The sequence below is a fragment of the Streptomyces sp. NPDC055140 genome (assembly GCF_053607285.1).
This window is the reverse complement of record NZ_JBSGTG010000016.1, coordinates 134932-158688: the sequence shown is the minus strand read 5'-3', so window position 1 is coordinate 158688 and position 23757 is coordinate 134932. Positions and strand designations below refer to the sequence as shown.

The following is a 23757-nucleotide window of genomic DNA, read 5'->3' as shown; positions in this document are numbered from 1 at the left end:
CGAAATCGAGGGGGGATCGCCATGACCGTGTCCGTCGAACCGACCGAGAAGAGCGCCGCGTCCGCGGGGGATCAGGGAGCCGCGCAGGCGCTGCGGCCGCATGCCGAAGACGCCTTCGCCGCCGAACTCGCGGCGCTGGCTGCGCAGGACGACCGGCCGCGCCCGGAGCGCTGGCGTCTCTCGCCGTGGGCCGTCGCCACGTATCTGCTCGGCGGGACGCTGCCCGACGGGACCGTCATCACACCGAAGTACGTGGGGCCGCGCCGCATCGTCGAGGTCGCCGTCACCACGCTCGCCACGGACCGCGCCCTGCTGCTGCTCGGCGTGCCGGGCACCGCGAAGACATGGGTCTCCGAGCATCTCGCGGCGGCTGTCAGCGGCGACTCGACGCTGCTCGTCCAGGGCACTGCGGGCACCCCCGAGGAGGCGATCCGGTACGGATGGAACTATGCGCGGCTGCTCGCGCACGGCCCCAGCCGCGACGCCCTCGTGCCCGGCCCCGTCATGCGCGCCATGTCCGAGGGCATGACTGCCCGGGTCGAGGAGCTGACCCGCATCCCGGCCGACGTGCAGGACACACTGATCACGATCCTGTCGGAAAAGACCCTGCCGATACCGGAGTTGGGCCAGGAGGCGCAGGCCGTCAGGGGCTTCAACCTGATCGCCACGGCGAACGACCGGGACCGGGGCGTCAACGACCTGTCGAGCGCGTTGCGCCGCCGCTTCAACACCGTGGTGCTTCCGTTGCCGGAGAGCGCCGAGGCGGAGGTCGACATCGTCTCGCGCCGCGTCGACCAGATCGGCCGCTCCCTCGACCTGCCGGCCGCTCCGGACGGTTCGGACGAGATCCGCCGCATCGTCACGGTCTTCCGCGAGCTGCGCGGCGGCGTCACCGAGGACGGGCGTACGAAGCTGAAGTCGCCGAGCGGCACGCTGTCCACTGCAGAGGCGATCTCCGTCGTGACGAGCGGGCTCGCGCTGGCCGCCCACTTCGGGGACGGGGTGCTGCGGCCGTCGGACGTCGCGGCGGGCATCCTCGGCGCCGTCGTCCGTGACCCGGCCGCGGACCGGGTGATCTGGCAGGAGTACCTGGAGGCCGTGGTGCGTGAGCGGGACGGCTGGAAGGACTTCTACCGCGCGTGCCGTGAGGTGAGCGTATGAGCGAGCGGGGGAGGGGGCCGCTGCTGCTCGGGGTGCGTCATCACGGCCCCGGATCGGCCCGGGCTGTGAGGGCCGCGCTCGACGCGGCGGGCCCGGGTGTCGTCCTGGTCGAGGGGCCGCCCGAGGCGGACGCCCTGGTGTCGCTCGCCGCCGACGAGGACATGGTGCCGCCGGTCGCGCTGCTGGCGCATGTCGTGGACGAGCCGGGCCGTTCCGCGTTCTGGCCGCTGGCCGAGTTCTCCCCGGAGTGGGTCGCGATCCGCTGGGCCCTGGAGCGGGACGTGCCGGTCCGTTTCATCGACCTGCCGGCCGCCCACAGCCTGGCCCTGCGCGAGCAGGCCGTGACGCCGGACGACCCCGAGGGGGTCGGGGAGCAGGGCGAGGACCAGAGCGGGGAGGACATCAGGGAGGCGATGCGTGTCGATCCGCTCGCAGTGCTCGCCGAGACCGCGGGACACGACGACCCGGAGCGCTGGTGGGAGGACGTCGTCGAGCACCGGGCCGGGGCGGGGGACGCGTTCGCGCCGTTCGAGGCGCTCGGCGAGGCGATGGGGGCGCTGCGGGAGGAGTACGGCGACGGGGGGTACGAGCGGGACCTCGCGCGAGAGGCCTATATGCGCCTACAACTGCGTGCCGCGCAGAAGGAGTTCGCGGGCGGGGTCGCGGTGGTGTGCGGTGCCTGGCACGTTCCGGCGCTGCGCGTGAAGACGACCGTCGCCGCAGACCGGGCCGTCCTCAAGGGACTGCCCAAGGCCAAGGTCGACATGACCTGGGTGCCCTGGACGCACCGCCGTCTCGCGCGGGCCGGGGGATACGGAGCGGGCATCGACTCGCCCGGCTGGTACGGGCATCTGTTCAGCGCCCCGGACCGGCCAGTCGAACGCTGGATGACCAAGGTCGCCGGGCTGTTCAGGGACGAGGACCGGATCGTGTCGTCGGCACACGTCATCGAGGCGGTGCGGCTGGCCGAGACGCTCGCCGCGATGCGGGGCCGTCCGCTGGCCGGGCTGACCGAGACGACGGACGCGATCCGCGCCGTGATGTGCGAGGGGTCGGACGTACCCCTGTCGCTCGTCCACGACAAGCTCGTCGTGGGGGACGTGCTCGGCGAGGTCCCGGACGCGGCGCCCGCCGTGCCGCTGCAACGCGACCTCACACGACTCCAGCGCTCCCTGCGGCTCAAACCGGAGGCACTGGAGCGGGAGTTGGAGCTCGACCTGCGCAAGGAGACGGACGCGGCGCGCAGCCGGCTCCTGCACCGGCTCCGCCTCCTCGACGTCGGCTGGGGCGAACCGGCACGGTCTGTGCGCGCCTCCACCGGAACGTTCCGGGAGACCTGGCGGCTGCGCTGGGAACCCGAGCTGTCCGTACGCGTCGCCGAGGCGGGGGTCTGGGGCACGACCGTGCTCTCCGCCGCCACCGCCAGAGCCGAGGCGGACGCGATCGGCACACAGGCCCTGGCCGACGTCACGGCCCTTGCCGAGCGCTGCCTCCTCGCCGAACTGCCGGAAGCCCTCCTGGTGGTGATGCGCGTACTGGCCGACCGCGCCGCGATGGACGCGGACGTCGGCCATCTCGCCCAGGCCCTGCCCGCCCTCGTCCGCTCCCTGCGCTACGGCGACGTGCGGGGCACGGACACCCAGGCACTGAACGAGGTCGCGGCCGGTCTCGCCGAGCGCGTCTTCGTGGGCCTGCCACCCGCATGCGCGGGGCTCGACGGGGACGCCGCGGCCGAGATGCGCGGGCATGTCGACGCGGTCCACGGGGCGGTGGGGCTCCTGGAGGACGACGGGACGGCCGGACACAGAGGCCGCTGGCACTCCGTGCTGCGGGTCCTCGCCGCACGCGACAGCGTGGCCGGCGTGATCCGGGGGCGGTGCACGCGACTGCTCCTCGACGACGGGCAGCTGGCCGAGGGCGAGGCCGCGCGGCTGATGGGGCTCGCCCTCTCGCCCAGCACCGGGCCCGCCGAGGCCGCCGCCTGGATCGAGGGGTTCGTCGGCGGCGGCTCCGGCGGTGGGCTGCTCCTCGTACACGACGAGCGGCTGCTCACGCTCGTCGACGACTGGCTGACGGGCGTCTCCGCCGACGCGTTCACGGACGTACTGCCGCTGCTGCGCCGCACGTTCTCCGCCTACGAATCCGGTGTGCGGCGCACGCTGGGCGAGCTGGTGCGGCGCGGGCCCGCGGGGGTGGGACCCACGACGGCCGTGGGCACGGCACCACCAGGGTTCGCTCCCGGCCTCGACCAGGCGCGCGCGGACGCGGTGCTGCCCGTGCTGCGGCTGCTGCTCGGGACCGACGACGCGGATGCCAGATCTGACTCGTGTTCCGGTTCCGGCCGGGGTGACAACGACCTTGTGGGGGTGGCCTGATGGCGGTCGACCAGGTGGACGAGCTCAGCGGGGGAGCCCGGGACGAGCGGATGCGGCGCTGGCGGCTCGTGCTCGGAGGGGACGAGGCGGACGGTACCGGCTGTGCACTCGGCGGCCAGGACGCAGCGATGGACGGGGCCCTGACCGCGCTCTACGGGGGAGGGGACAAGAAGGAGGGGCGGGGGCGCGACCGTTCGGCCGGCCTCGGGGCGTCCGCGCCGTCCGTGGCGCGCTGGCTCGGCGACATCCGGACGTACTTCCCGTCCTCCGTCGTCCAGGTCATGCAGCGCGACGCCATCGACCGCCTCGGCCTGTCAGCTTTGCTGCTCGAACCGGAGATGCTGGAAGCGGTCGAAGCCGACGTGCACCTCGTCGGCACGCTGCTCTCCCTCAACAAGGCGATGCCGGAGACGACGAAGGAGACCGCACGCGCCGTCGTGCGCAAGGTCGTCGAGGACCTGGAGAAGCGCCTCGCCACGCGGACCCGCGCGACGCTCACCGGCGCGCTCGACCGCAGCGCCCGCATCAACAGGCCCCGCCACCACGACATCGACTGGAACCGCACGATCGCGGCCAACCTCAAGAACTATCTGCCGGAGTACCGCACGGTCGTCCCCGAGCGGCTCATCGGATACGGCCGCGCGTCCCAGTCGGTAAAGAAGGAGGTCATCCTCTGCATCGACCAGTCGGGCTCGATGGCGGCGTCCGTCGTCTACGCCTCCGTGTTCGGCGCCGTGCTGGCCTCGATGCGGTCCATCAACACCAGGCTCGTCGTGTTCGACACGGCCGTCGTCGACCTCACCGACCAGCTCGACGACCCGGTCGACGTCCTGTTCGGCACGCAGCTCGGCGGCGGCACCGACATCAACAGAGCACTCGCGTACTGCCAGTCGCAGATCACTCGCCCCGCCGAGAGTGTCGTCGTCCTCATCAGCGACCTCTACGAAGGCGGCATCCGGAACGAGATGCTGAAGCGGGTCACCGCGATGAAGGCGTCAGGAGTGCAGTTCGTCACGTTGCTCGCGCTGTCCGACGAGGGGGCGCCCGCCTACGACAGGGAGCATGCGGCGGCGCTCGCGGCCTTGGGAGCACCGGCCTTCGCGTGCACTCCGGATCTCTTCCCGGAGGTGATGGCGGCGGCGATCGAGAAGCGGCCGCTGCCGATACCGGACTCCGGGAACCCGGCGAACAGGAAGCCGTAAATCCGGACATGACTACCCATCGGTAACAGGGGGCTTGCGCAACCTCGGGCGTCCCGTGCAAGGATCGGCGCGGCTGTTCTCATCCCCGCGCCCACGCATCCCGCGTCCCCGCGCCCCTCGTACGGGAGGGTTCCCCCACCTTGACTTCCCCGATCGCTCTGCCTGGTGCCGCTCCGCGCGTCGTGCGCGCAGCGGCCGGGCGGCGTGCGCTGAACGTGGCGCTCCGGGTGATGTTCCTTGCGGGAGGCCTGATCGTGTTCGGTCTGCTGTGCGGGGGAAGGGCGCATGCGGCGGAGGGAGTTCTGCCGCCGACGGAGGCCGCGGGCGAGCAGGCGGTTCACGCAACCGTTCACGCGCCGGCTCAGGCAACCGTTCACGCATCCGTCCCCGAGCGTGCGGCACACCACACGCCTCCCGCCACCGGTTCCCGAGCAGTCGGGGCCGTGCGGGAGCAAGCCGTGGAGCCCGTCCGGAAGCGCGTGGTCGAGCCCGTCCGGACCCGCGTGGCCGAGCCGGTCCGGACCCAGGTCGCCGCACCCGCCGTACGAGAAGTACGCGAAGTGCGGGGAACGGTCCGGGACGCGGTGCGGGAAGAGGTCCGGGAAGTGGGTGAGTTCGCCGGAGGGATCGTGGGCGAGCTCACCGACGAGGCTCCGCCGCGGTTCCTGCCCGCACCGCCGTCTATGCCGGGCCTGCCCGGCATCCCGGGCGGGCCCGGCACCCCCGGCACCCCCGGCACCCCCGGTCCGGCGGGGGACGGCGCCCACGCGGCACCGGCTCCGAGCGCCGGAACTCATGCGGCCGCCGGGCACAGTGATGCCGCGCGGCCCGGCAAGCGAGAGGCCGCCGAAGCCGTCGGTGACGTGTTCGCCCCGGCAGGCGCCAACGCCGTACCCGGACGGACCCCGGCCACAAAGGCGGCCGGAACCTCGACTCCCGCCCCCGCGTTCCCCAGCGGCAGCGCGGTCGGCCAGTCGGCGGGGGACGGCAGTTCGACGCGGCACTCCGATCTCGCCGCGGCAGCCTTCGGCAGCGGCGCGACGGCCCGGCTGCTGCCCGGGGCGACGGCGCCCTCCCACACCGCGCCGACCCGCGACAGGCACCGAGACATCCCCGAATTCCCCGGCTAGGGCAGCCCGTTCCCCGCACGTGACCTGCCGCGCGGGGGCGGCACAGGTCTGCCCGCCGACCGGACCATCCGGCCGGACGCCGCCGGCCCACCGCTGGACCACTCCAGCGCGGGGCCGGACATGAGAATTCGAAGGATCTGACGCAAGCATGAACAAGAACATCCGCCGTTCCATCGTGATAGCCGCCGGCGTCTCCGGCGCGTGGGCGCTCGGTTCCGCCGTCGCCAGCGCCGACGAAATGCCCGCCCACTCCGTGGCGGTGCCGGACCTGGCCGGTGACGTGGTCGCCGATGTGCAGGGCACGGTCTCCCACGTCCAGGGCACCGTCGACGACGTCACCCACGGCACCGTCGGCTCGGTCACCGACAAGGTCCAGGACACCGTGGCGGGCGTGACCGGCCAGGCCCGGACGACCGCGTCCGGCGCCGCCTCCACCGTCTCCGGCACGGTCTCCGGCACCGCCGCCAAGGCCGCTCCCCAGGCCGGTCCGGCTGTCACGGGCGCCCAGGGCACCGTCCGGCACGCCGACGCCCGGGTCGAGGCGGCCGCCGCGCACGCCAAGCAGCAGGCCCGCACCTATGTCGAGGGCGTCACCGGCATCGCCGACACCGCCCGCACCGCCGCCGCCCGCGCCGCGCACGCCCACACCGCCGGGGTCCCGAACGTGTCGGCCGACGCCGTCGCGCAGAACGCCGGCGACCGGGCCGCAGCCGTCCAGGACGCCGCCACCCAGGAGATCGACTACCTGTTCGGCCCCCTGTCCGCGTTCGCCCCCGACGTCGACCGCACGGTGACCGGCGCGCAGGGCCGGCTCCAGGGCGCCACCGCCCAGGTCCAAGGCATCGCCGCCCAGGCGTACGGCGCCGCGGCGCAGGTCCCGGGCTACGCCCAGAACGTCCCGGCCACCGCCTCCGGCACCGTGGGCGGGGTGACGACCGCCGCCGGTCCCGTCGTCGACGAGACCTCGGCCGCAGTGCTTCCCCCCATCGCCGCGACCGCCGTGCACGGCGTGGTCCCCGTCGCCGGACAGGCCGTCGGTGACGTCGGCACGCTCGCGGGCGGTGCGGTCGGCGACGTGACGCCGTTCGCCGGTGGCGTCGTCAGCCACGTCTCGCCGTTCGCGGGCGGGGTCGTGGGCCAGGTCCAGCCCTTCGCGCAGTCGGTCGTCGCGGACGACGTGACGCCGTTCACGGGCGGTGTCGTCGGCGCGGTCCAGCCCCTCGTGCAGGCCGTGTACGACCAGGTGCAGCCGGTCGTGCAGGGCGTCGGCGGCAGCGCGACGTACCTGGCGCAGGGCGTCGTGGGCGACGTCGCGCCGTTCGCCGGTGGTGTGGTCGGCGACGTGACGCCGTTCGCCGGTGGAGTCGTCGGTGAGGTCTCGCCGTTCGCGCAGGGCCTGACCGGTACGGTCGGCGCCGACGCGCAGCCGCTCGCCGGGAACGCGGTCCAGGGCGTCCAGGGTGTGGCCGCCTCGGTCGCCCCCAGCTACCTGACGAGCGCCACGGACGCCGCCGCCAACGGCATCGGCATCTGAGGTTCCGCATCTGACAAGTCCGCCTCCGCAACCGTGGAACGCGTCGGCGGACTGAAGACGGCGGACTGAAATACGTCGTCTGCGGGCAGCCGGGGACCGGAGTGACAAGCCGGGCCCGGCCCGGCAGATGGCGGTGGGTGGTCCCCATTGGGGTGAGGATCACCCGCCAGGGCCCTTCCCGGTCCGGCGGCAGGGCTCTCCAGGTCCTCCCGCCGGGTCTTTCAGGGGCTCTCAGGGGCCCCACCGGGCGCACCCCAGGCCGGTGGGGCCCCGCTCTGTGACTGTTATCACCGCTCAGGTGTGATCTGCGATTTAGGGACCCCGGGCGAGCGGCGATAACCTGCGAGACGGACATGCCGCGTACCGGACTCCGTCCTACGCCTCCCTTGTGACAGCGCAGTCACGTTGCCCTTCGCGGCACGCCCACGCAGACAGCTGACCACAAAGCAGCGAGATCGCAGCGAGATCACGGAAAAGGGACGGACGCGCGTGGACCTGTTCGAGTACCAGGCGAGGGACCTCTTCGCCAAGCACGGTGTACCGGTGCTGGCCGGTGAAGTCATCGACACGCCTGAGGCGGCGCGCGAGGCCACCGAGCGACTGGGCGGCAAGTCGGTCGTCAAGGCGCAGGTGAAGGTCGGAGGCCGTGGCAAGGCAGGCGGCGTCAAGCTCGCCGCCACCCCGGACGAGGCCGTCGCCCGCGCGACGGACATCCTCGGGATGGACATCAAGGGCCACACGGTCCACAAGGTGATGATCGCCGAGACTGCTCCGGAGATTCTTGAGGAGTACTACGTCTCGTACCTCCTCGACCGCACCAACCGCACCTTCCTCGCCATGGCGTCCGTCCAGGGCGGCGTGGAGATCGAGGTCGTCGCGGAGGAGAACCCCGAGGCCCTCGCGAAGGTGCCGGTCGACGCCAACGAGGGTGTCTCCAAGGAGAAGGCCCAGGAGATCGTCGCCCAGGCGAAGTTCCCGGCCGAGGTCGCCGACCAGGTCGCCGACATCCTCGTCACCCTGTGGGACACCTTCATCAAGGAGGACGCCCTCCTCGTCGAGGTGAACCCGCTCGCCAAGGTCGCTTCCGGCAAGGTCATCGCCCTTGACGGCAAGGTCTCCCTCGACGAGAACGCGGACTTCCGCCAGCCCGAGCACGAGGCGCTCGAGGACAAGGACGCAGCCAACCCGCTCGAGGCTGCCGCCAAGGCCAAGAACCTCAACTACGTCAAGCTCGACGGCGAGGTCGGCATCATCGGTAACGGTGCCGGTCTGGTCATGTCGACCCTGGACGTCGTCGCGTACGCCGGTGAGAACCACGGCAACGTGAAGCCGGCCAACTTCCTCGACATCGGTGGCGGCGCGTCCGCCCAGGTGATGGCGAACGGCCTGGAGATCATCCTCGGCGACCCGGACGTCAAGTCCGTGTTCGTCAACGTCTTCGGTGGCATCACCGCCTGTGACGAGGTCGCCAACGGCATCGTGCAGGCCCTGGCGCTTCTCGCCGAGAAGGGCGAAGCGGTCACCAAGCCGCTGGTCGTGCGACTCGACGGCAACAACGCGGAGCTGGGTCGCAAGATCCTCAGCGACGCCAACCACCCGCTCGTCCAGCGTGTGGACACCATGGACGGCGCGGCCGACAAGGCCGCCGAGCTCGCCGCGGCTGCGAAGTAAGGAAGAGGGACTCAGACCACCATGGCTATCTTCCTCACCAAGGACAGCAAGGTCATCGTCCAGGGCATGACCGGTGCCACGGGCATGAAGCACACCAAGCTCATGCTCGGTGACGGCACGAACATCGTCGGCGGCGTGAACCCGCGCAAGGCCGGCACCTCCGTCGACTTCGACGGCACCGAGGTCCCGGTCTTCGGGACGGTCAAGGAGGCCATGGAGGCGACGGGCGCCAACGTGTCCGTCCTCTTCGTGCCGCCGGCCTTCTCGAAGGCCGCCGTCGTCGAGGCGATCGACGCCGAGATCCCCCTCGCGGTCGTCATCACCGAGGGCATCGCCGTCCACGACTCCGCCGCCTTCTGGGCGTACGCGAAGTCGAAGGGCAACAAGACCCGCATCATCGGCCCGAACTGCCCCGGTCTCATCACCCCGGGCCAGTCGAACGCCGGCATCATCCCGGGCGACATCACGAAGCCGGGCCGCATCGGTCTGGTCTCGAAGTCCGGCACGCTGACGTACCAGATGATGTACGAGCTCCGTGACCTCGGCTTCTCGTCCGCCGTCGGCATCGGTGGCGACCCGGTCATCGGTACGACGCACATCGACGCCCTCGAGGCGTTCGAGGCCGACCCCGACACCGACCTGATCGTCATGATCGGCGAGATCGGCGGCGACGCCGAGGAGCGTGCGGCGGACTACATCGCCAAGCACGTCACCAAGCCGGTCGTCGGCTACGTCGCGGGCTTCACCGCCCCCGAGGGCAAGACGATGGGTCACGCGGGCGCGATCGTGTCCGGCTCTTCTGGCACCGCACAGGCCAAGAAGGAGGCCCTCGAGGCCGCCGGCGTGAAGGTCGGCAAGACGCCGACCGAGACGGCCAAGCTGGCGCGCGAGCTGCTCTCGTAGTTCCGCCACCTGCCTGACATCAGTGGGCCCGCACCCTTCCGGGGGTGCGGGCCCACTGTCGTTCGTCCGTGCGGGAAGCCCGTGCGGGAAGCCCGTACGGGATGCCCATGGGGGCTCAGTCGACCTCGGGGGCGAGGCGGTGCGGGCCGCTCTCTGCCGCCTTGTGCAGCTTGTCGCGCAGCTTCTTGTCCGCGCGCGTGAGCGGTCCCGGACCCGTCCGCGGCGGTACGCCGCTGATCATGGCGCCGGGGGCGGGGACGGGTTCGTAGCGGGTAGGGGCGGTGTGCAGCGTGAGGACCGTCGCGCCGATGATCAGGACGGTGAAGGCGATGGCCGAACGGGTCCAGAACCGGGTCCGGCGCTCGCCGTCCGTGCGGACGAGGGTCGCCTTGGGGGCCTGGAGCTTCTCGGCGCCCGCGAGTTCGGTCAGGCGCAGGTGGAGCTGGTCGGGCACGGCGAGGGCGGGCAGTTGCTCGGCGACGGCCTCCCGCGCGTGGAGCAGCCGCTGCGCCGCCGCGGGCGTGGTGGCCTCCGTCTCGGCCGCGGTCTCGGGCAGATCGAGCCCCACCCCGTCGTAGAGGAGCAGGGTGCGGCGGTACGAGGACGGCAGGCTCAGGAGTACGTCGAGCAGCGCGCGGTCGTCGGCGTCGGCGGGCGGCGCCTCGGGGTGCCGGTGGCTCGGGCGGAGCCGGTGCCAGGGCGACATGGCGTACTCGTACGCGGCGGCCCTGACCCAGCCCGCGGGATCGCGGTCCACGGCGACCTCGGGCCAGCGCTGCCAGGCGAGCTGGAAGGCGCGCTCCACGGACTCGCCGGCGAGGGTGCGGCGGCCGGTGAGGAGGTAGGCCTGGCGGACCAGGGCGGGGGCCGCGTAGGCGTAGAGCCGGTCGAAGGCCTCCGTGGCGTCCTTCGGGGACGCCGCCGGGCCGGGGCTCTCGCCCGCTTCGGCCTTGGCCGCGGGCCGCACCCACCCTCCGCCGCGCTCCTGGCCCCGGTCGAGCGGGGCGGAGTCCCGGCGTGAGACGGATCGTCTGCTCCGGACGGGCGCTGCCGTGGCGGTGGCCGCGGCCTTGGCGGCCGGCGCTTGTGTCTCCGCCTCGACGCTCGCCAGGAGCTTCGCGTACGTCTCCCTCTTGTGGCCCCTCGGGGTGCTGCGTCCAGATTCCCATGCGCGGACCGTTTCGCGGGTGACGCCTACTTTCGCGGCGACCTGAGACTGGGTCAGCGACTTCGACTCACGGAGCCTGCGGCGCTCGTTGGGGGTCGGCAGCGGGGAGGCAGGGCTCTGCGTCATAGGGAACTCCACACACCCTTTCGCGTGAAAAACTACATAAACGTATCTTGAGCGACACATCCGGTCTTCGCCTGTTGCGCGGTTAAAGCGTGTGTCGTTGGGAGCATGGCCGCGTGACCCAAATGACCGACCGTGGCCCGTCGTTGCCGCTCCTGCTCTCCCGCGTGCGTGACCGCTCTCCGGGGCCTGCCGCCTGCTTCCTCGGCGGGGTCCTCGCAGCCGGGCTCGGGCTCGGCTCGTCCGCCGTGCTCGGCATGGTGCTGTGGATCAGTTCGCCCTATCCGGACAGCGGTCCCGGCGGTGCTCTGCACGCCGCCGCCGCGCTGTGGCTGCTCGCGCACGGCGCCGAGGTCATCAGGACGGACACGCTCTCCGGGACCCCGGCGCCGATCGGTGTCGCGCCACTGCTCCTTCTGGTGCTTCCGGTGTGGCTGCTGCACCGTGCGGCGCGTGACGCGGCGGAGGGCGAGGACGACGGGGACGCCCCGCAGATGGCCTGGCGGACGGCGTGGTGCGGGGTCGTGGCCGGGTATCTGCTGGTGGGCGGCGGCGCCGCGTTCTACGCGTCGGGCGGTGAGCTGCGGCCGTCCTGGCCGAGCGTCACCGCGCATCTGACGGTCGTCGCCGTGGCCGCCGCGGGCGCCGGGATCTGGACGGCCCACGGCCGCCCGCGCACCCCGCTGCCCGCACTCCTGCGCCATCGTCTCGACGCCCGCCCGGACGGCAGGCGCGAGGTGTTCGTACGACGTCTGCTGCCGGTCGCCGCGCGGGCCGCGGCCGCCGGGGCGCTCGTGCTCGTGGCGGGCGGCGCGCTGATCGTGGCGGGCTCGACGGTGTGGCACGTGGAGGCGGTACGGCATTCGTTCGAGCAGATGACGGACGTGTGGTCGGGACGGCTCGCGGTGCTCCTGCTGGCCGCCGCGCTGGTGCCGAACGCTGCGGTGTGGGGCGCCGCGTACGCGCTCGGGCCCGGTGTCGCGCTCGGCGGGGGAAGTGTGGCCGGGCCGCTCGGGGTGTCGTCGGGACCACTGCTGCCCGCGTTCCCGCTGCTCGCGGTGGTGCCGGAGCCGGGTCCCGGGTCGCCGCTCACCTGGTCGGCGGGGGCGGTGCCGGTCGTGGCCGGGCTGACGGTGGCGTGGTTCGTGGCGGGGGCGGCGGCGCCCCGGCACGGGGAGCGGGACGAGGCGTGGTCGCGGGGGCGTACGGCCATGACGGTGGCCGTCGCGGCGGTGCTGTGCGGGCTGGTCTTCGCGGGGCTCGCGGTGGCGGCCGGCGGGCCGATGGGCGTCGCGGGACTCGCGGAGTTCGGGCCCGTGGGGTGGCTCACAGGGCTCGCGGCGACGGGGTGGACGGCGCTGGTGGGGGTGCCGGTGGCGGTGGGACTACGGGCCCGGCGGGTCAGGGTGCCGCGCGATGAGCGGGTCGGTGAGCCGCTTGAGGAGCGGGCCGGGGAACCGCTTGAGGAGCAGCGGGCCCCGTCGTGGTGGCGGCGTCCCCGGATCCCGTCCCCGAAGAGCTGGCTGCCGCGTCGGAGCCGGGAGGGGGCTACTCGGGCCGGGCAGGCGAAGTCGCGCGACGCCGCGTTCGAGCCGTACGACTTCTTCCCTGCGGACCCGTTCTCCGCGGACCCCTTCCCGGACGGGGCCTGGCCGGTCGAGGCCACGAGGGAAGCGCGCTGGGCAGCGCTCAAGGAGGCGTCGGACACGAGCAGGGACACGGACCCGGACGAGGGTGCCGGTGAGAGCGGAGGCGCGGGCTCCGAAGAACCGCTGGCCCCGTCCTAGTCGCGTGTGCCGAGCAGTGTGCGCAGTTCCTTGGGGAGCTTGTCGTTGCATGCCTTCTGGGACGCGCTGGTCAGCGCGTCGTTCACGCACGTGTAGTAGTCGCTGTAGACCAGCTGTGCCGTGAACGTGGCGGCGACCAGTGCCAGGGCGAGGGAGCCGGTGACCAGGCCGCTGACGGCCGCCGTGGTCTGCGGTCTCGATCCGGCGGCGGGACCCGTGGGGGCCGGGGCGTCCGGGTTCGGCTTGCGGGGCTTGGCGCGTAGGGCGCTGATGCCCCAGTACAGGGCGAGCGCGCCGAGCAGCAGCGCCACGTAAGGCCAGCTGAACAGGGCGAAGAAGAAGCCCCACATGCCGGAGAGCAGGGCGTAGCGCGCGCGGCGCTGGGCCGGGTCCGTCGCGTCCCAGCGCATGCCGGAGCCGGGTCCCTGGGGGCCTTCGGGTCCGCCTTGGCCGCCGGGTCCGCCGCCCTGGCGGGGGCGGTCGCCGAAGCCGCCGCCCTGGGCGCGGCCCGGCTGCCGGTCGCTCCACTGACCGCCCCACGGGTTCCGGTCCCCGCCCGACCCGTGCCCGTCCTGGCCGCCCTCGGGGCGGCGCGGCTGCCACGGGCGGTCGGGCGAGCCCTCGGGCGGCGGCGCGAACGGGTTGTCGTCCTTGGAGGGCTTGGACGACTCGGGGGACTCGGGGGACTTCTCGGGGGAATCGGAGGACTTGGGCGGTGTGTCCTGGGGCGGAGGAGGCGTGGGACGGCCTTCGCGCAACAGGGTCGAGCCGGCGGGCAGCAGCGGCAGGCGGAGGCTTCGGTCCGGCATCAGGTGTGCGTCTTCCCCTAGGTCGATCGTGGCGCGACTGCGTGCGAGCCCGTCCTGAAGTGAACGTCCCGCGAGCGGGCGGCGTTCCTTCGGTCGGCGAATCCGCCACAGACGCTACCTTCCGGCCGCGCCCCCGTCCCGTGGGGGCCGCTCCATGTGCCGGTATCGTTGCTGACGGTCGACCGCTTCGTAGAGTTCCCCGTATCGGGAACCATGAAGCCTTTGTGCGACCCTACAAACGCACTCCCGAGAAAGGCCCTCGCTGTGGCCAAGCGGCTCGTCGTGCTGGTCTCCGGATCAGGCACGAATCTGCAGGCTCTGCTCGACGCCCTCGCGGCCGAGGGCGCGGAGGGTTACGGCGCCGAGATCGTGGCCGTCGGCGCCGACCGTGACTCCATCGCCGGGCTCGAGCGCGCCGAGCGCGCCGGGCTGCCCACCTTCGTCTGCCGGGTGAAGGACTTCGCCACCCGCGAGGAGTGGGACCGGGCGCTCGCCGAGGCCACGGCGGCGTACGAGCCGGACCTCGTGGTCTCGGCCGGGTTCATGAAGATCGTGGGCAAGGAGTTCCTCGCCCGGTTCGGCGGGCGGTTCGTGAACACGCACCCCGCCCTGCTCCCCAGTTTTCCCGGTGCCCATGGCGTGCGCGACGCGCTCGCGTACGGCGCCAAGGTCACCGGCTGCACCGTCCACTTCGTCGACGACGGCGTCGACACCGGCCCGATCATCGCTCAGGGCGTGGTCGAGGTCCGGGACGAGGACGACGCGAGCGCTCTGCACGAGCGCATCAAGGAAGTCGAGCGCAGGCTGCTCGTCGATGTCGTGGGGCGTCTGGCCCGCAACGGCTATCGCATTGAGGGACGAAAGGTAGTTATCCAGTGACCGCCGAGAGCAACAAGCGGCCCATTCGCCGGGCGCTCGTCAGCGTCTACGACAAGACCGGTCTGGAAGACCTCGCGCGCGGGCTGCACGAGGCGGGCGTGGAGCTGGTGTCGACCGGCTCGACCGCTGCGAAGATCGCCGCCGCCGGGGTACCCGTCACCAAGGTCGAGGAGCTCACGGGCTTCCCCGAGTGCCTCGACGGGCGCGTCAAGACGCTGCACCCGAAGATCCACGCGGGCATCCTCGCCGACCTGCGCCTGGAGGACCACCAGCGCCAGCTCGCCGAGCTCGGCGTGGAGCCCTTCCAGCTCGTCGTCGTGAACCTGTACCCCTTCAAGGAGACCGTCGCCTCGGGCGCCACTCCCGACGAGTGTGTCGAGCAGATCGACATCGGCGGCCCCTCGATGGTGCGCGCCGCCGCCAAGAACCACCCGTCGGTGGCCGTCGTCACCAGCCCCGCCCGGTACGCCGACGTCCTCTCGGCCGTCCGCGACGGCGGCTTCGACCTGACCGCCCGCAAGCGTCTCGCCGGTGAGGCCTTCCAGCACACGGCGGCGTACGACGTCGCGGTGGCGTCCTGGTTCGCCGACGGCTACGCGGCTGCCGACGAGAGCGGCTTCCCCGAGTTCCTCGGCGCGACGTACGGGCGCAAGAACGTCCTGCGCTACGGCGAGAACCCGCACCAGGGCGCCGCCCTCTACGTCGACGGCACCGGCGGTCTCGCGGAGGCCGAGCAGCTGCACGGCAAGGAGATGTCGTACAACAACTACACGGACACGGACGCCGCGCGCCGTGCCGCGTACGACCACGACGACCCGTGCGTCGCGATCATCAAGCACGCCAACCCGTGCGGCGTCGCGGTCGCGTCGAGCATCGCCGAGGCGCACCGCAAGGCGCACGCCTGTGACCCGGTCTCCGCGTACGGCGGTGTGATCGCCGTGAACCGTCCGGTCACCAAGGAGATGGCCGAGCAGGTCGCGGAGATCTTCACCGAGGTCATCGTCGCGCCCGAGTACGAGGACGGCGCGCTCGAGGCCCTCACCAAGAAGAAGAACATCCGCGTGCTGCGCGCCCACCAGGGCCCGTCGGCGGTCGTCGAGACGAAGCAGATCGACGGCGGCGCGCTCCTCCAGGTCACAGACCGCGTCCAGGCCGACGGCGACAACCCGGCGAGCTGGACCCTCGCCACGGGCGACGCGCTGTCCCCCGGCGAGCTCGACGAGCTGGCGTTCGCCTGGAAGGCGTGCCGTGCGGTGAAGAGCAACGCGATCCTGCTGGCCAAGGACGGCGCCTCGGTCGGCGTCGGCATGGGCCAGGTCAACCGCGTCGACTCCTGCAAGCTGGCCGTGGAGCGCGCGGGCGCGGAGCGGGCGCGCGGCTCCTTCGCCGCGTCGGACGCGTTCTTCCCGTTCCCGGACGGGCCCCAGATCCTGATCGACGCCGGTGTGAAGGCGATCGTCCAGCCCGGCGGTTCCATCCGTGACGAGCAGGTCATCGAGGCCGCGAAGAAGGCGGGCGTGACGATGTACTTCACCGGCACGCGCCACTTCTTCCACTGAGCGGACCCCTCGCACACGACCGCGGGCCGTGCCTTCCCCGGTGAAGGCGCGGCCCGCGGTCGTTCCCCATGTCGCTCCGGCTGTCAGGCTCCGCAGGGCTGGAGGGACCGGATGGGACAGGGACCAGATGGGACAGCGAAGGGCCGCGCCCCCCTTGTGACGGGAGGGAGCGGCCCTTACGGGTGACGAGGGGGAACCCCCTGGTTCGCTGCGAACTCGATCAGTAGCGCGGGCGGTTGAACCAGGTGGTCGCGGCGCTGTTCACCATGGAGCCGAGGATGATGCCGGCGATGGCGAGCGAGATGAGTCCGCCGAAGGTCGCCGAACCGCCGCCGCCGTTGATGGTGTTCACGAGGCCGCCGATGATCATCAGCGACGAGTAGACGATCGTCGTGATGCGGATGCCACTTCCGCCGTTCTTGAACTTGACGCCCAGGAAGATCGACAGGGCGCCGAGAGCCACCATGAGGGCCGCGACGAGGAAGCCGAGCCCGGCCAGCGTGTTCGTGGCGTCACCGGAGCCGACGCCGTTGGACACGTCCTGGACCGCGCCGATGGCGATGCCCGCGATGATGCCGAAGAGGAGCTGGAAGCCGGCGAGGATGAAGAGGAGCACGCGCGCGGTCTTCATCAGGCCGGGCATCTCGATCGGCATCTGGTTGCCGCCGGGGAAGCCGGGGTACGCGGGCTGGCCCTGCGGGTAGCCGTAGCCGGGCTGCTGCGGGGGCTGGCCCTGCGGGTAGCCGTAGCCGGGCTGGCCCTGGGGAGCCTGGGGCGCCTGCGGCGGGTAGCCGGGCTGCTGACCCTGCGGCGGACCGTAGGGGTTGTTCGGGTCGCCGAAACTCATGGCTTTTTCCTCCGTTGCCTTAGTGCGGGGACAACGCGCGGCACCAAGTGGAGGAAAGGTCTACAGAGCGGTCGTCCCCCCGGTACTGCCCGCGGCACTGTTGCTGCTCATGGTTCTTTAGGTGCGGCTTATTTGTCCAGCCGCATTCCGTATGCGTTGTGGAAGTGCAACAACGGTGATCAAGCTGGGACGCCCGGATTGGAACCGGGGCGGTCCCATCCGCGAAGATGGGGGCATGACCGCCCAGATTCTCGATGGCAAGGCCACCGCAGCCACGATCAAGTCCGATCTGTCCGCCCGCGTGGCGGCCCTGAGGGAGAAGGGCGTCACGCCCGGCCTCGGCACCGTCCTGGTCGGTGAGGACCCGGGCAGCCAGAAGTACGTCGCGGGCAAGCACCGCGACTGCGCCCAGGTCGGGATCGCCTCCATTCAGCGCCACCTGCCGGCCACCGCCACGCAGGAGGAGATCGAGGCGGTCGTCCGCGAGCTCAACGAGGACCCCGCCTGCACCGGCTACATCGTCCAGCTCCCGCTGCCCAAGGGCATCGACGAGAACCGCATCCTGGAGCTGATGGACCCGGCCAAGGACGCGGACGGCCTGCACCCGATGAACCTCGGCCGCCTCGTCCTGAACGAGCCGGCGCCGCTGCCCTGCACCCCCTTCGGCATCATCACGCTGCTGCGCGAGCACGGCGTGGAGATCAACGGCGCGGAGGTCGTGGTCGTCGGTCGCGGCGTCACCATCGGCCGCCCGATGCCGCTGCTGCTCAGCCGCAAGTCCGAGAACGCGACCGTCACCCAGTGCCACACCGGCACCCGTGATCTGGCCGCCCACCTCAAGCGCGCCGACATCGTCGTCGCCGCCGCGGGCGTCCCGCACCTGATCAAGCCCGAGGACATCAAGCCGGGCGCCGCCGTGCTCGACGTCGGCGTCTCGCGCGACGAGAACGGCAAAATCGTCGGCGATGTCCACCCGGGCGTCACCGAGGTCGCCGGGTGGATCTCCCCGAACCCGGGCGGCGTCGGCCCCATGACCCGCGCCCAGCTCCTCGTGAACGTCGTCGAGGCCGCCGAACGGAACGCGAACGGTGTCGCCTGACGCCGGCACCGGCACCCCGGAAGGCGCCGAGGGTGCGGTGTCGGCCCCGGGCGCCGATGGGGAGCCGCGGCGCGCCTCGCGCCGGTTCCCGCTCTTCACCAGGGACACCGCGCGCCCCGAGGGCGGCGGCCGCGCGGCGCCGGGCGACGCCCCGGCCCCGGCGCGGCAGTGGCCGATCCTCGCGGTGATATCGCTGGTGGGTGTCGGACTGCTGCTCACCGCGTTCGACGTGTTCCGCGTCGGGACGCTGCTGATCGGCGTCGCCCTGATCGGCGGTGCGGTGCTGCGCTGGACACTCCCGTCCGTGGGCATGCTCGCGGTGCGCTCCCGTTTCACCGACATGGTGACGTACGGGTTCCTGGGCCTCGTCATCGTGCTGCTCGCGCTGATGGTGCAGCCGAAGCCCTGGCTGGTCATCCCGTTCCTGAACGACACGCTGCACTTCACGATCAGCTGAGACCCGCAGCGCACGCACAAAGGCGGCGCCCGTCCTCTCCCCCGAGGGAGGACGGGCGCCGCCGGTCTTTGAGGTCCGGGTCGTCCACGTGGGCCTCACCCTCGCCGTGGAGATCTCCTCGCCGTGGTCATCAGAGTCATGGACGCGTCAGGTGTCCTTCAAGGTTGAGCAGGCCGCTGTGGCACGGAAGTGACCATTCCGCCACGGTGTGCGAGGACGGCAACGATCGGTCCGCCGGATGCTTCCCGTAATGCGCCATTCCTCCTGTGTCGAAGTGTGTTGATGTGTCGACAAGTTCGCGGATTTACCGTCTGTTGCCTCAACAGCGGGGTTAACGTGGGCAATTGGGACGGTCCGGGGCGACCCAGGCGCTGAGCTGGGGCGTTCGGGGTTCCGCGCGGGGGTGGGGGACCCCGGTGGGACACTGGGCCGTGGGTCTCCGGTCGTGCAACGGTGCACGCCGGTGGGCCGAACGCCGCCGAATGCCCCCGTGCGCCCCCACCCCCGGAACTGACATCCTGGCTTCGCGCATCCCACTGGGTAGCCAGAGTGGGCCGGCGAAGCCAACTCCGGCCGGGGGGCGGCGCGAGGGGTGCGGCGCGGCGCGGGGGATCAGGGCACGTATGGGGGGAATAGGGGGAAGCAATGCCTCGTTGGAGGGCGCTACCGGATGAACTCGACCCGCAGGTCAGGGAGTTCGCAAGCCAGCTCCGCAGGCTCGTCGACCGCAGCGGACTGAGCATCGCCGCGGTCGCGGACCGCACCGGGTACAGCAAGACGTCCTGGGAGCGGTATCTGAACGGCCGGCTGCTCGCGCCCAAGCGCGCGATCGTGACCCTGGCCGAGGTGACGGGCACCAATCCGGTCCATCTGACCACCATGTGGGAGCTCGCGGAGCGCGCCTGGAGCCGCTCCGAGATGCGTCACGACCTGACGATGGAGGCGATACGGATCTCCCAGGCGCGCGCAGCGCTCGGGGAGTTCGGACCTACGGCCACGAAGAACGGCAAGAACGGCAGCGCGGGTGGCGGCAGCGGGACGGCGGCCAGGCCGTCCGGCGGCGGCGCGACCGGCGTCGCGGGGCCCGCGGGCGTCGCACCGACCGTGCCGCCCCAGGGGCAGGCTCCCCTGGCGGACTCGCTGCCGTACGGGAGCGAGAGGGAGCAGGGGTTCCGCCCGGGGGAGCGCGCCGGGGGAGGCGTTCCGTACGCGGACGGGGCGGGGGCCTACGCGGACGGCGACGGCCGCGGGCCGGCCGGGCAGCCGGGGACCGGCGGCGGTTCGCCGGACCGGCAGCGGCGCAAGCGCCGGCTGACGATGTTCCTCGCGGGCGTGGTGGGCGCGCTCGTCGTCATCGCCGCGGCCGTGTACCTCACGGACGCGGGCAGGGGCCACAAGGACGACGCCGCGAAGCCGGAGGCGACGCCGACCAGCAGCGCCCCCGAACTGCCCGCGGGAGTTCAGTGCAGCGGCAAGGACTGCACCGGCAAGGACCCCGAGACGATGGGCTGCGGCGGCGAGTTCGCGCGGACCACGGACTCGGTGCTCGTGGGTCAGGCCAAGATCGAGGTCCGCTACAGCAAGACGTGCGGGGCCGCGTGGGCGCGCATCACGCAGGCGGCGCCGGGCGACGAGGTCCGGATCCAGCAGGCCGGCACCACCGGTGTGCAGAAGGGCACGGTCAACGCGGACTTCGACGCGTACACCCCGATGGTGGCCGTCACGAAGGCGAGCGAGGCGAAGGCCTGCGCGACGTTGAAGGCGGGCCAGAAGGGCTGCACGCAGTAACGGCGGAGGCGTCGCGAAATTCAATGCGACACGGGGGCATGCCTGCCCCGGTCCGGGGCAGGCGGAGCAGTACCCCCACGGGAGTAGTCACCAAGTGGCACCCCCACAGGCGGCCGTCTGCCCACCTCTCCCGAGCAGGCGGCCGCCTGCCGTTGTGTCACCTCTCGCGTCGCGATGCCTCTCCCGTCGCGTCGCCTCCGGTTGCGGGGAGTGGGTGTTCTGTGGGGCGAGCCACATGTACCCGGAGGTGCGGGGGGTCCGGGGCGCGATAGCCTGACGGGCGGATCTCTTGATGCCGAGAGATCGATCAAAAAAAGCCCTGCTGTCATACGGAGAACGCCATGACCCGCACTCCCGTGAACGTCACCGTCACCGGCGCAGCCGGCCAGATCGGCTACGCACTGCTCTTCCGCATCGCCTCCGGCCAGCTGCTCGGCGCGGACGTGCCGGTCAACCTGCGCCTCCTGGAGATCACCCCGGCGCTCAAGGCCGCCGAGGGCACCGCCATGGAGCTCGACGACTGCGCCTTCCCGCTGCTGCAGAACATCGAGATCTCGGACGACCCGAACGTCGCGTTCGACGGCGCCAACGTCGCCCTCCTCGTCGGCGCCCGCCCCCGCACCAAGGGCATGGAGCGCGGCGACCTGCTCTCCGCCAACGGCGGCATCTTCAAGCCGCAGGGCAAGGCGATCAACGACAACGCCGCGGACGACATCAAGGTCCTCGTCGTCGGCAACCCGGCCAACACGAACGCGCTCATCGCGCAGGCCGCCGCCCCGGACGTACCGGCCGACCGCTTCACGGCCATGACGCGTCTGGACCACAACCGCGCGCTGACGCAGCTCGCGAAGAAGACCGGCACGACGGTCGCGGACATCAAGCGCCTCACCATCTGGGGCAACCACTCCGCCACCCAGTACCCGGACATCTTCCAGGCGTCCGTCGCGGGCAAGCCGGCCATCGAGGCCATCGGCGGCGACGAGCAGTGGCTGGCCGACGACTTCATCCCGACCGTCGCCAAGCGTGGCGCCGCGATCATCGAGGCCCGTGGCGCGTCCTCGGCCGCCTCGGCCGCGAACGCCGCGATCGACCACGTCCACACGTGGGTCAACGGCACCGCCGAGGGCGACTGGACCTCCATGGGTATCCCGTCGGACGGCTCCTACGGCGTCCCGGAGGGTCTGATCTCCTCCTTCCCCGTCACCACCAAGGACGGCAAGTACGAGATCGTCCAGGGCCTGGACATCAACGAGTTCTCCCGCGCCCGCATCGACGCGTCGGTGAAGGAGCTCGAGGAGGAGCGCGCCGCGGTCCGCGAGCTCGGCCTCATCTGATCCACGCGTCCCGCAGGCACCCGTAGGTCACCTGCACGCGGCCTTACCCGCGCCCCCGCCCGTCCGGTCGATCCGGAGGGGCGGGGGCGCGGCGTTTGTACCAGGCGTGTCCGTACCGGGCGGGCTTGCCCTGGGCTTCTTGTACCCGGCATGTCTGTACGGGGCATGTTTGTACAGGGCATGTACTCCGAGTAGCCACGCCAGTGGCGACTTTTCGGGCTTATTGGCCATGTGTGCGGTGACGCGGACCACTTTCGGCCACGGGTTGTGCATGCTTTCCGATCCCCAGGGCAGGGGCTTCCGACGTCGCAGGCTCTTCGTGAAATGGGAGTCCCGCGATGTTCAGGGGGGCTGTTCGGGAACGGAAGGCAAAACGGGACGTGTCTGAAAACCAGAGCATTTTCGTGGACGGAGAGTGGCGCAGCGCCGCCTCCGGGGCCACGCGCGAGATCCTCGACCCGGCGGATGCCCAGCCGTTCGCACTGATCGCAGAAGGCGGCACGCAGGACGCGGACGCCGCGGTCGCCGCCGCCCGCCGCGCCTTCGACGAAGGAACGTGGCCGGCAACGCCCGTCGCCGAGCGCGCCGCTCTGCTGCGCCGCGTCGCCGATCTCCTCGTACGCGACCGGGAGAAGATCGGTCTGCTCGAGAGCCGCGACGCGGGCAAGACCGTCGAGGAGGGGCGCGTCGACGTCGACTGTGTCGCCGACGCCTTCCGGTACTTCGCCGATCTGGTCGTCGGAGAGGGTGGCGGACGCGTCGTCGACGCCGGGTCCGACGAGATCCACAGCGTGGTCGTGCACGAGCCCGTCGGCGTCTGCTCCCTGATCACGCCGTGGAACTACCCGCTCCTCCAGGCCAGTTGGAAGGTCGCCCCGGCCCTCGCCGCCGGAAACACCTTCGTCATCAAGCCGAGCGAGATCACGCCGCTGACCACCGTGGTCCTCATCGAGCTCCTGGCGGAGGCCGGCCTTCCCGCGGGCGTCGCCAACATCGTGACCGGACCGGGCCACACCGTGGGCGCCCGGCTCGCCGAGCACCCGGACGTCGACCTCGTCTCCTTCACCGGCGGCCTGATCAGCGGCACGAAGGTCGCGCAGGCCGCGGCCGCCGACGTGAAGAAGATCGCCCTCGAACTGGGCGGCAAGAACCCGAACGTCGTCTTCGCCGACTCCTGCGAGACCGAGGACGGCTTCGACACCGCCGTCGACCAGGCGCTGAACGCCGCCTTCATCCACAGCGGACAGGTCTGCTCCGCCGGTGCCCGGCTCATCGTCGAGGAGTCCGTGCGCGAGCGCTTCGTCGCCGAACTCGCCCGCCGCGCCGAGCGGATCAGGCTCGGCCGCGGCACCGAGGACGGCGTCGAGTGCGGCCCCCTCGTCTCCGCGCAGCAGCGCGGCAAGACCGAGTCGTACGTGGCGTCGGCCCTCGCCGAGGGCGCCGTGCTGCGCAGCGGCGGCAAGCGGCCAGAGCCCAGCGAAGTACGGCCGGCCGACGGGTACTTCTACGAGCCGACCGTCCTCGATCAGTGCCACCGCGAGATGCGCGTCGTCCGTGAGGAGGTCTTCGGGCCCGTCCTGACGGTCGAGACGTTCCGCACCGAGGACGAGGCCGTCGCGCTCGCCAACGACACCGAGTACGGGCTCGCCGGCGCCGTCTGGACCGCCGACGCGGGTCGCGCGCGGCGCGTCGCCGGACGCCTTCGCCACGGCACCGTGTGGATCAACGACTTCCACCCCTACCTCCCGCAGGCGGAGTGGGGCGGCTTCGGCAAGAGCGGCATCGGCCGCGAGCTGGGCCCGGCCGGGCTCGCCGAGTACCGCGAGACCAAGCACGTCTACCAGAACCTGGCGCCGAAGCCCGTGCGCTGGTTCGCGGGCTGACCACCCACCCTTCGCAACGGGCTGACCACCCGTTTCTCTCGCGCTGGG

The 23757-nt window shown here is 71.9% G+C and carries 17 protein-coding genes and 1 pseudogene; 15 read left to right on the top strand and 3 right to left on the bottom strand.

The genetic code is table 11. From position 1 onward, the window contains the following. Nucleotides 1-21 precede the first annotated feature (21 nt). The 7 genes from ACWFR4_RS27975 (at nucleotide 22) to sucD (ending at nucleotide 9976) form a co-directional block, all read left to right on the top strand. Nucleotides 22-1161, top strand: coding sequence for an ATP-binding protein (locus ACWFR4_RS27975; RefSeq protein ID WP_453655102.1), 1140 nt, complete (start codon nucleotides 22-24; stop codon nucleotides 1159-1161). Beyond that, nucleotides 1158-3536, top strand: coding sequence for a DUF5682 family protein (locus tag ACWFR4_RS27970; protein WP_453655100.1), 2379 nt, complete (start codon nucleotides 1158-1160; stop codon nucleotides 3534-3536). The genes ACWFR4_RS27975 and ACWFR4_RS27970 overlap by 4 nt, the downstream gene beginning before the upstream one ends. Beyond that, entirely contained in the window at nucleotides 3536-4738 is a 1203-nt protein-coding gene (locus tag ACWFR4_RS27965; RefSeq protein WP_453655099.1) for a VWA domain-containing protein, read from the top strand. Before ACWFR4_RS27970 ends, ACWFR4_RS27965 begins: the two co-directional genes overlap by 1 nt. Nucleotides 4739-5196: 458 nt before the next feature. Next, the gene (locus ACWFR4_RS27960; RefSeq protein WP_453655097.1) at nucleotides 5197-5868 is read left to right on the top strand and encodes a hypothetical protein; all 672 of its coding nucleotides are present in this window, start codon (nucleotides 5197-5199) and stop codon (nucleotides 5866-5868) included. 148 nt (nucleotides 5869-6016) lie between these two features. After that, nucleotides 6017-7402, top strand: a complete 1386-nt coding sequence (locus tag ACWFR4_RS27955; RefSeq protein ID WP_453463419.1) for a hypothetical protein — start codon at nucleotides 6017-6019, stop codon at nucleotides 7400-7402. 489 nt (nucleotides 7403-7891) lie between these two features. Beyond that, nucleotides 7892-9073 (top strand): ADP-forming succinate--CoA ligase subunit beta, encoded by a 1182-nt coding sequence (gene sucC / locus ACWFR4_RS27950; protein ID WP_453463423.1) that lies wholly within the window; start codon nucleotides 7892-7894, stop codon nucleotides 9071-9073. Nucleotides 9074-9094: 21 nt separating this feature from the next. Beyond that, nucleotides 9095-9976 carry a succinate--CoA ligase subunit alpha gene (gene sucD, locus ACWFR4_RS27945; RefSeq protein ID WP_366120304.1) on the top strand — a complete coding sequence of 294 codons (882 nt, stop codon included), beginning with the start codon at nucleotides 9095-9097 and terminating at the stop codon, nucleotides 9974-9976. Between the two features lie 115 nt (nucleotides 9977-10091). Here the strand turns inward: sucD and ACWFR4_RS27940 are convergent, their stop codons facing one another. Further along, entirely contained in the window at nucleotides 10092-11270 is a 1179-nt protein-coding gene (locus ACWFR4_RS27940; RefSeq protein WP_453655095.1) for a helix-turn-helix domain-containing protein, read from the bottom strand. A 122-nt stretch (nucleotides 11271-11392) separates the two neighbouring features. Here ACWFR4_RS27940 and ACWFR4_RS27935 point away from each other — a divergent pair. Beyond that, a pseudogene (locus ACWFR4_RS27935) lies at nucleotides 11393-12643 on the top strand (cell division protein PerM); the annotation flags it as partial. Nucleotides 12644-13050: 407 nt separating this feature from the next. On the opposite strand, the gene ACWFR4_RS27930 reads toward ACWFR4_RS27935, so the two are convergent. Beyond that, nucleotides 13051-13863: a hypothetical protein gene (locus ACWFR4_RS27930; protein ID WP_453655093.1), complete on the bottom strand. Its 813-nt coding sequence runs from the start codon at nucleotides 13861-13863 to the stop codon at nucleotides 13051-13053. Nucleotides 13864-14076: 213 nt separating this feature from the next. On the opposite strand from ACWFR4_RS27930, the gene purN reads away from it, so the two are divergent. Next, nucleotides 14077-14742: a phosphoribosylglycinamide formyltransferase gene (purN, locus tag ACWFR4_RS27925; RefSeq protein WP_100594959.1), complete on the top strand. Its 666-nt coding sequence runs from the start codon at nucleotides 14077-14079 to the stop codon at nucleotides 14740-14742. Then, nucleotides 14739-16301 carry a bifunctional phosphoribosylaminoimidazolecarboxamide formyltransferase/IMP cyclohydrolase gene (gene purH / locus ACWFR4_RS27920; protein ID WP_453463432.1) on the top strand — a complete coding sequence of 521 codons (1563 nt, stop codon included), beginning with the start codon at nucleotides 14739-14741 and terminating at the stop codon, nucleotides 16299-16301. Before purN ends, purH begins: the two co-directional genes overlap by 4 nt. A 220-nt stretch (nucleotides 16302-16521) precedes the next feature. Here purH and ACWFR4_RS27915 read toward each other — a convergent pair whose 3' ends face one another. Further along, a complete protein-coding gene (locus tag ACWFR4_RS27915; RefSeq protein ID WP_453469523.1) occupies nucleotides 16522-17148 on the bottom strand; it encodes a hypothetical protein in 627 nt (208 codons plus the stop codon). Nucleotides 17149-17383: 235 nt separating this feature from the next. On the opposite strand from ACWFR4_RS27915, the gene ACWFR4_RS27910 reads away from it, so the two are divergent. From ACWFR4_RS27910 to ACWFR4_RS27890, 5 genes are all read left to right on the top strand, one after another. Then, complete coding sequence (locus ACWFR4_RS27910) at nucleotides 17384-18247, top strand: bifunctional methylenetetrahydrofolate dehydrogenase/methenyltetrahydrofolate cyclohydrolase (RefSeq protein ID WP_453655091.1); 864 nt, start codon at nucleotides 17384-17386, stop codon at nucleotides 18245-18247. Beyond that, nucleotides 18237-18704 carry a DUF3017 domain-containing protein gene (locus ACWFR4_RS27905; protein ID WP_453469525.1) on the top strand — a complete coding sequence of 156 codons (468 nt, stop codon included), beginning with the start codon at nucleotides 18237-18239 and terminating at the stop codon, nucleotides 18702-18704. The genes ACWFR4_RS27910 and ACWFR4_RS27905 overlap by 11 nt, the downstream gene beginning before the upstream one ends. Before the next feature lie 645 nt (nucleotides 18705-19349). Next, complete coding sequence (locus tag ACWFR4_RS27900) at nucleotides 19350-20492, top strand: XRE family transcriptional regulator (protein ID WP_453469352.1); 1143 nt, start codon at nucleotides 19350-19352, stop codon at nucleotides 20490-20492. A 341-nt stretch (nucleotides 20493-20833) separates the two neighbouring features. Further along, nucleotides 20834-21826, top strand: a complete 993-nt coding sequence (locus tag ACWFR4_RS27895) for a malate dehydrogenase (RefSeq protein ID WP_116510870.1) — start codon at nucleotides 20834-20836, stop codon at nucleotides 21824-21826. Between the two features lie 380 nt (nucleotides 21827-22206). Next, nucleotides 22207-23709, top strand: coding sequence for an aldehyde dehydrogenase family protein (locus tag ACWFR4_RS27890; RefSeq protein WP_453461468.1), 1503 nt, complete (start codon nucleotides 22207-22209; stop codon nucleotides 23707-23709). The last annotated feature ends 48 nt before the right edge of the window (nucleotides 23710-23757 follow it).

Coding starts and splice junctions, on each gene's coding strand:
- ACWFR4_RS27975 (WP_453655102.1), top strand. CDS start 22: ATGACCGTGTCCGTCGAACCGACCGAGAAGAGCGCCGCGTCCGCGGGG.
- ACWFR4_RS27970 (WP_453655100.1), top strand. CDS start 1,158: ATGAGCGAGCGGGGGAGGGGGCCGCTGCTGCTCGGGGTGCGTCATCAC.
- ACWFR4_RS27965 (WP_453655099.1), top strand. CDS start 3,536: ATGGCGGTCGACCAGGTGGACGAGCTCAGCGGGGGAGCCCGGGACGAG.
- ACWFR4_RS27955 (WP_453463419.1), top strand. CDS start 6,017: ATGAACAAGAACATCCGCCGTTCCATCGTGATAGCCGCCGGCGTCTCC.
- sucD (WP_366120304.1), top strand. CDS start 9,095: ATGGCTATCTTCCTCACCAAGGACAGCAAGGTCATCGTCCAGGGCATG.
- ACWFR4_RS27940 (WP_453655095.1), bottom strand. CDS start 11,270: ATGACGCAGAGCCCTGCCTCCCCGCTGCCGACCCCCAACGAGCGCCGC.
- ACWFR4_RS27930 (WP_453655093.1), bottom strand. CDS start 13,863: ATGCCGGACCGAAGCCTCCGCCTGCCGCTGCTGCCCGCCGGCTCGACC.
- purN (WP_100594959.1), top strand. CDS start 14,077: ATGAAGCCTTTGTGCGACCCTACAAACGCACTCCCGAGAAAGGCCCTC.
- ACWFR4_RS27915 (WP_453469523.1), bottom strand. CDS start 17,148: ATGAGTTTCGGCGACCCGAACAACCCCTACGGTCCGCCGCAGGGTCAG.
- ACWFR4_RS27910 (WP_453655091.1), top strand. CDS start 17,384: ATGACCGCCCAGATTCTCGATGGCAAGGCCACCGCAGCCACGATCAAG.
- ACWFR4_RS27900 (WP_453469352.1), top strand. CDS start 19,350: ATGCCTCGTTGGAGGGCGCTACCGGATGAACTCGACCCGCAGGTCAGG.
- ACWFR4_RS27895 (WP_116510870.1), top strand. CDS start 20,834: ATGACCCGCACTCCCGTGAACGTCACCGTCACCGGCGCAGCCGGCCAG.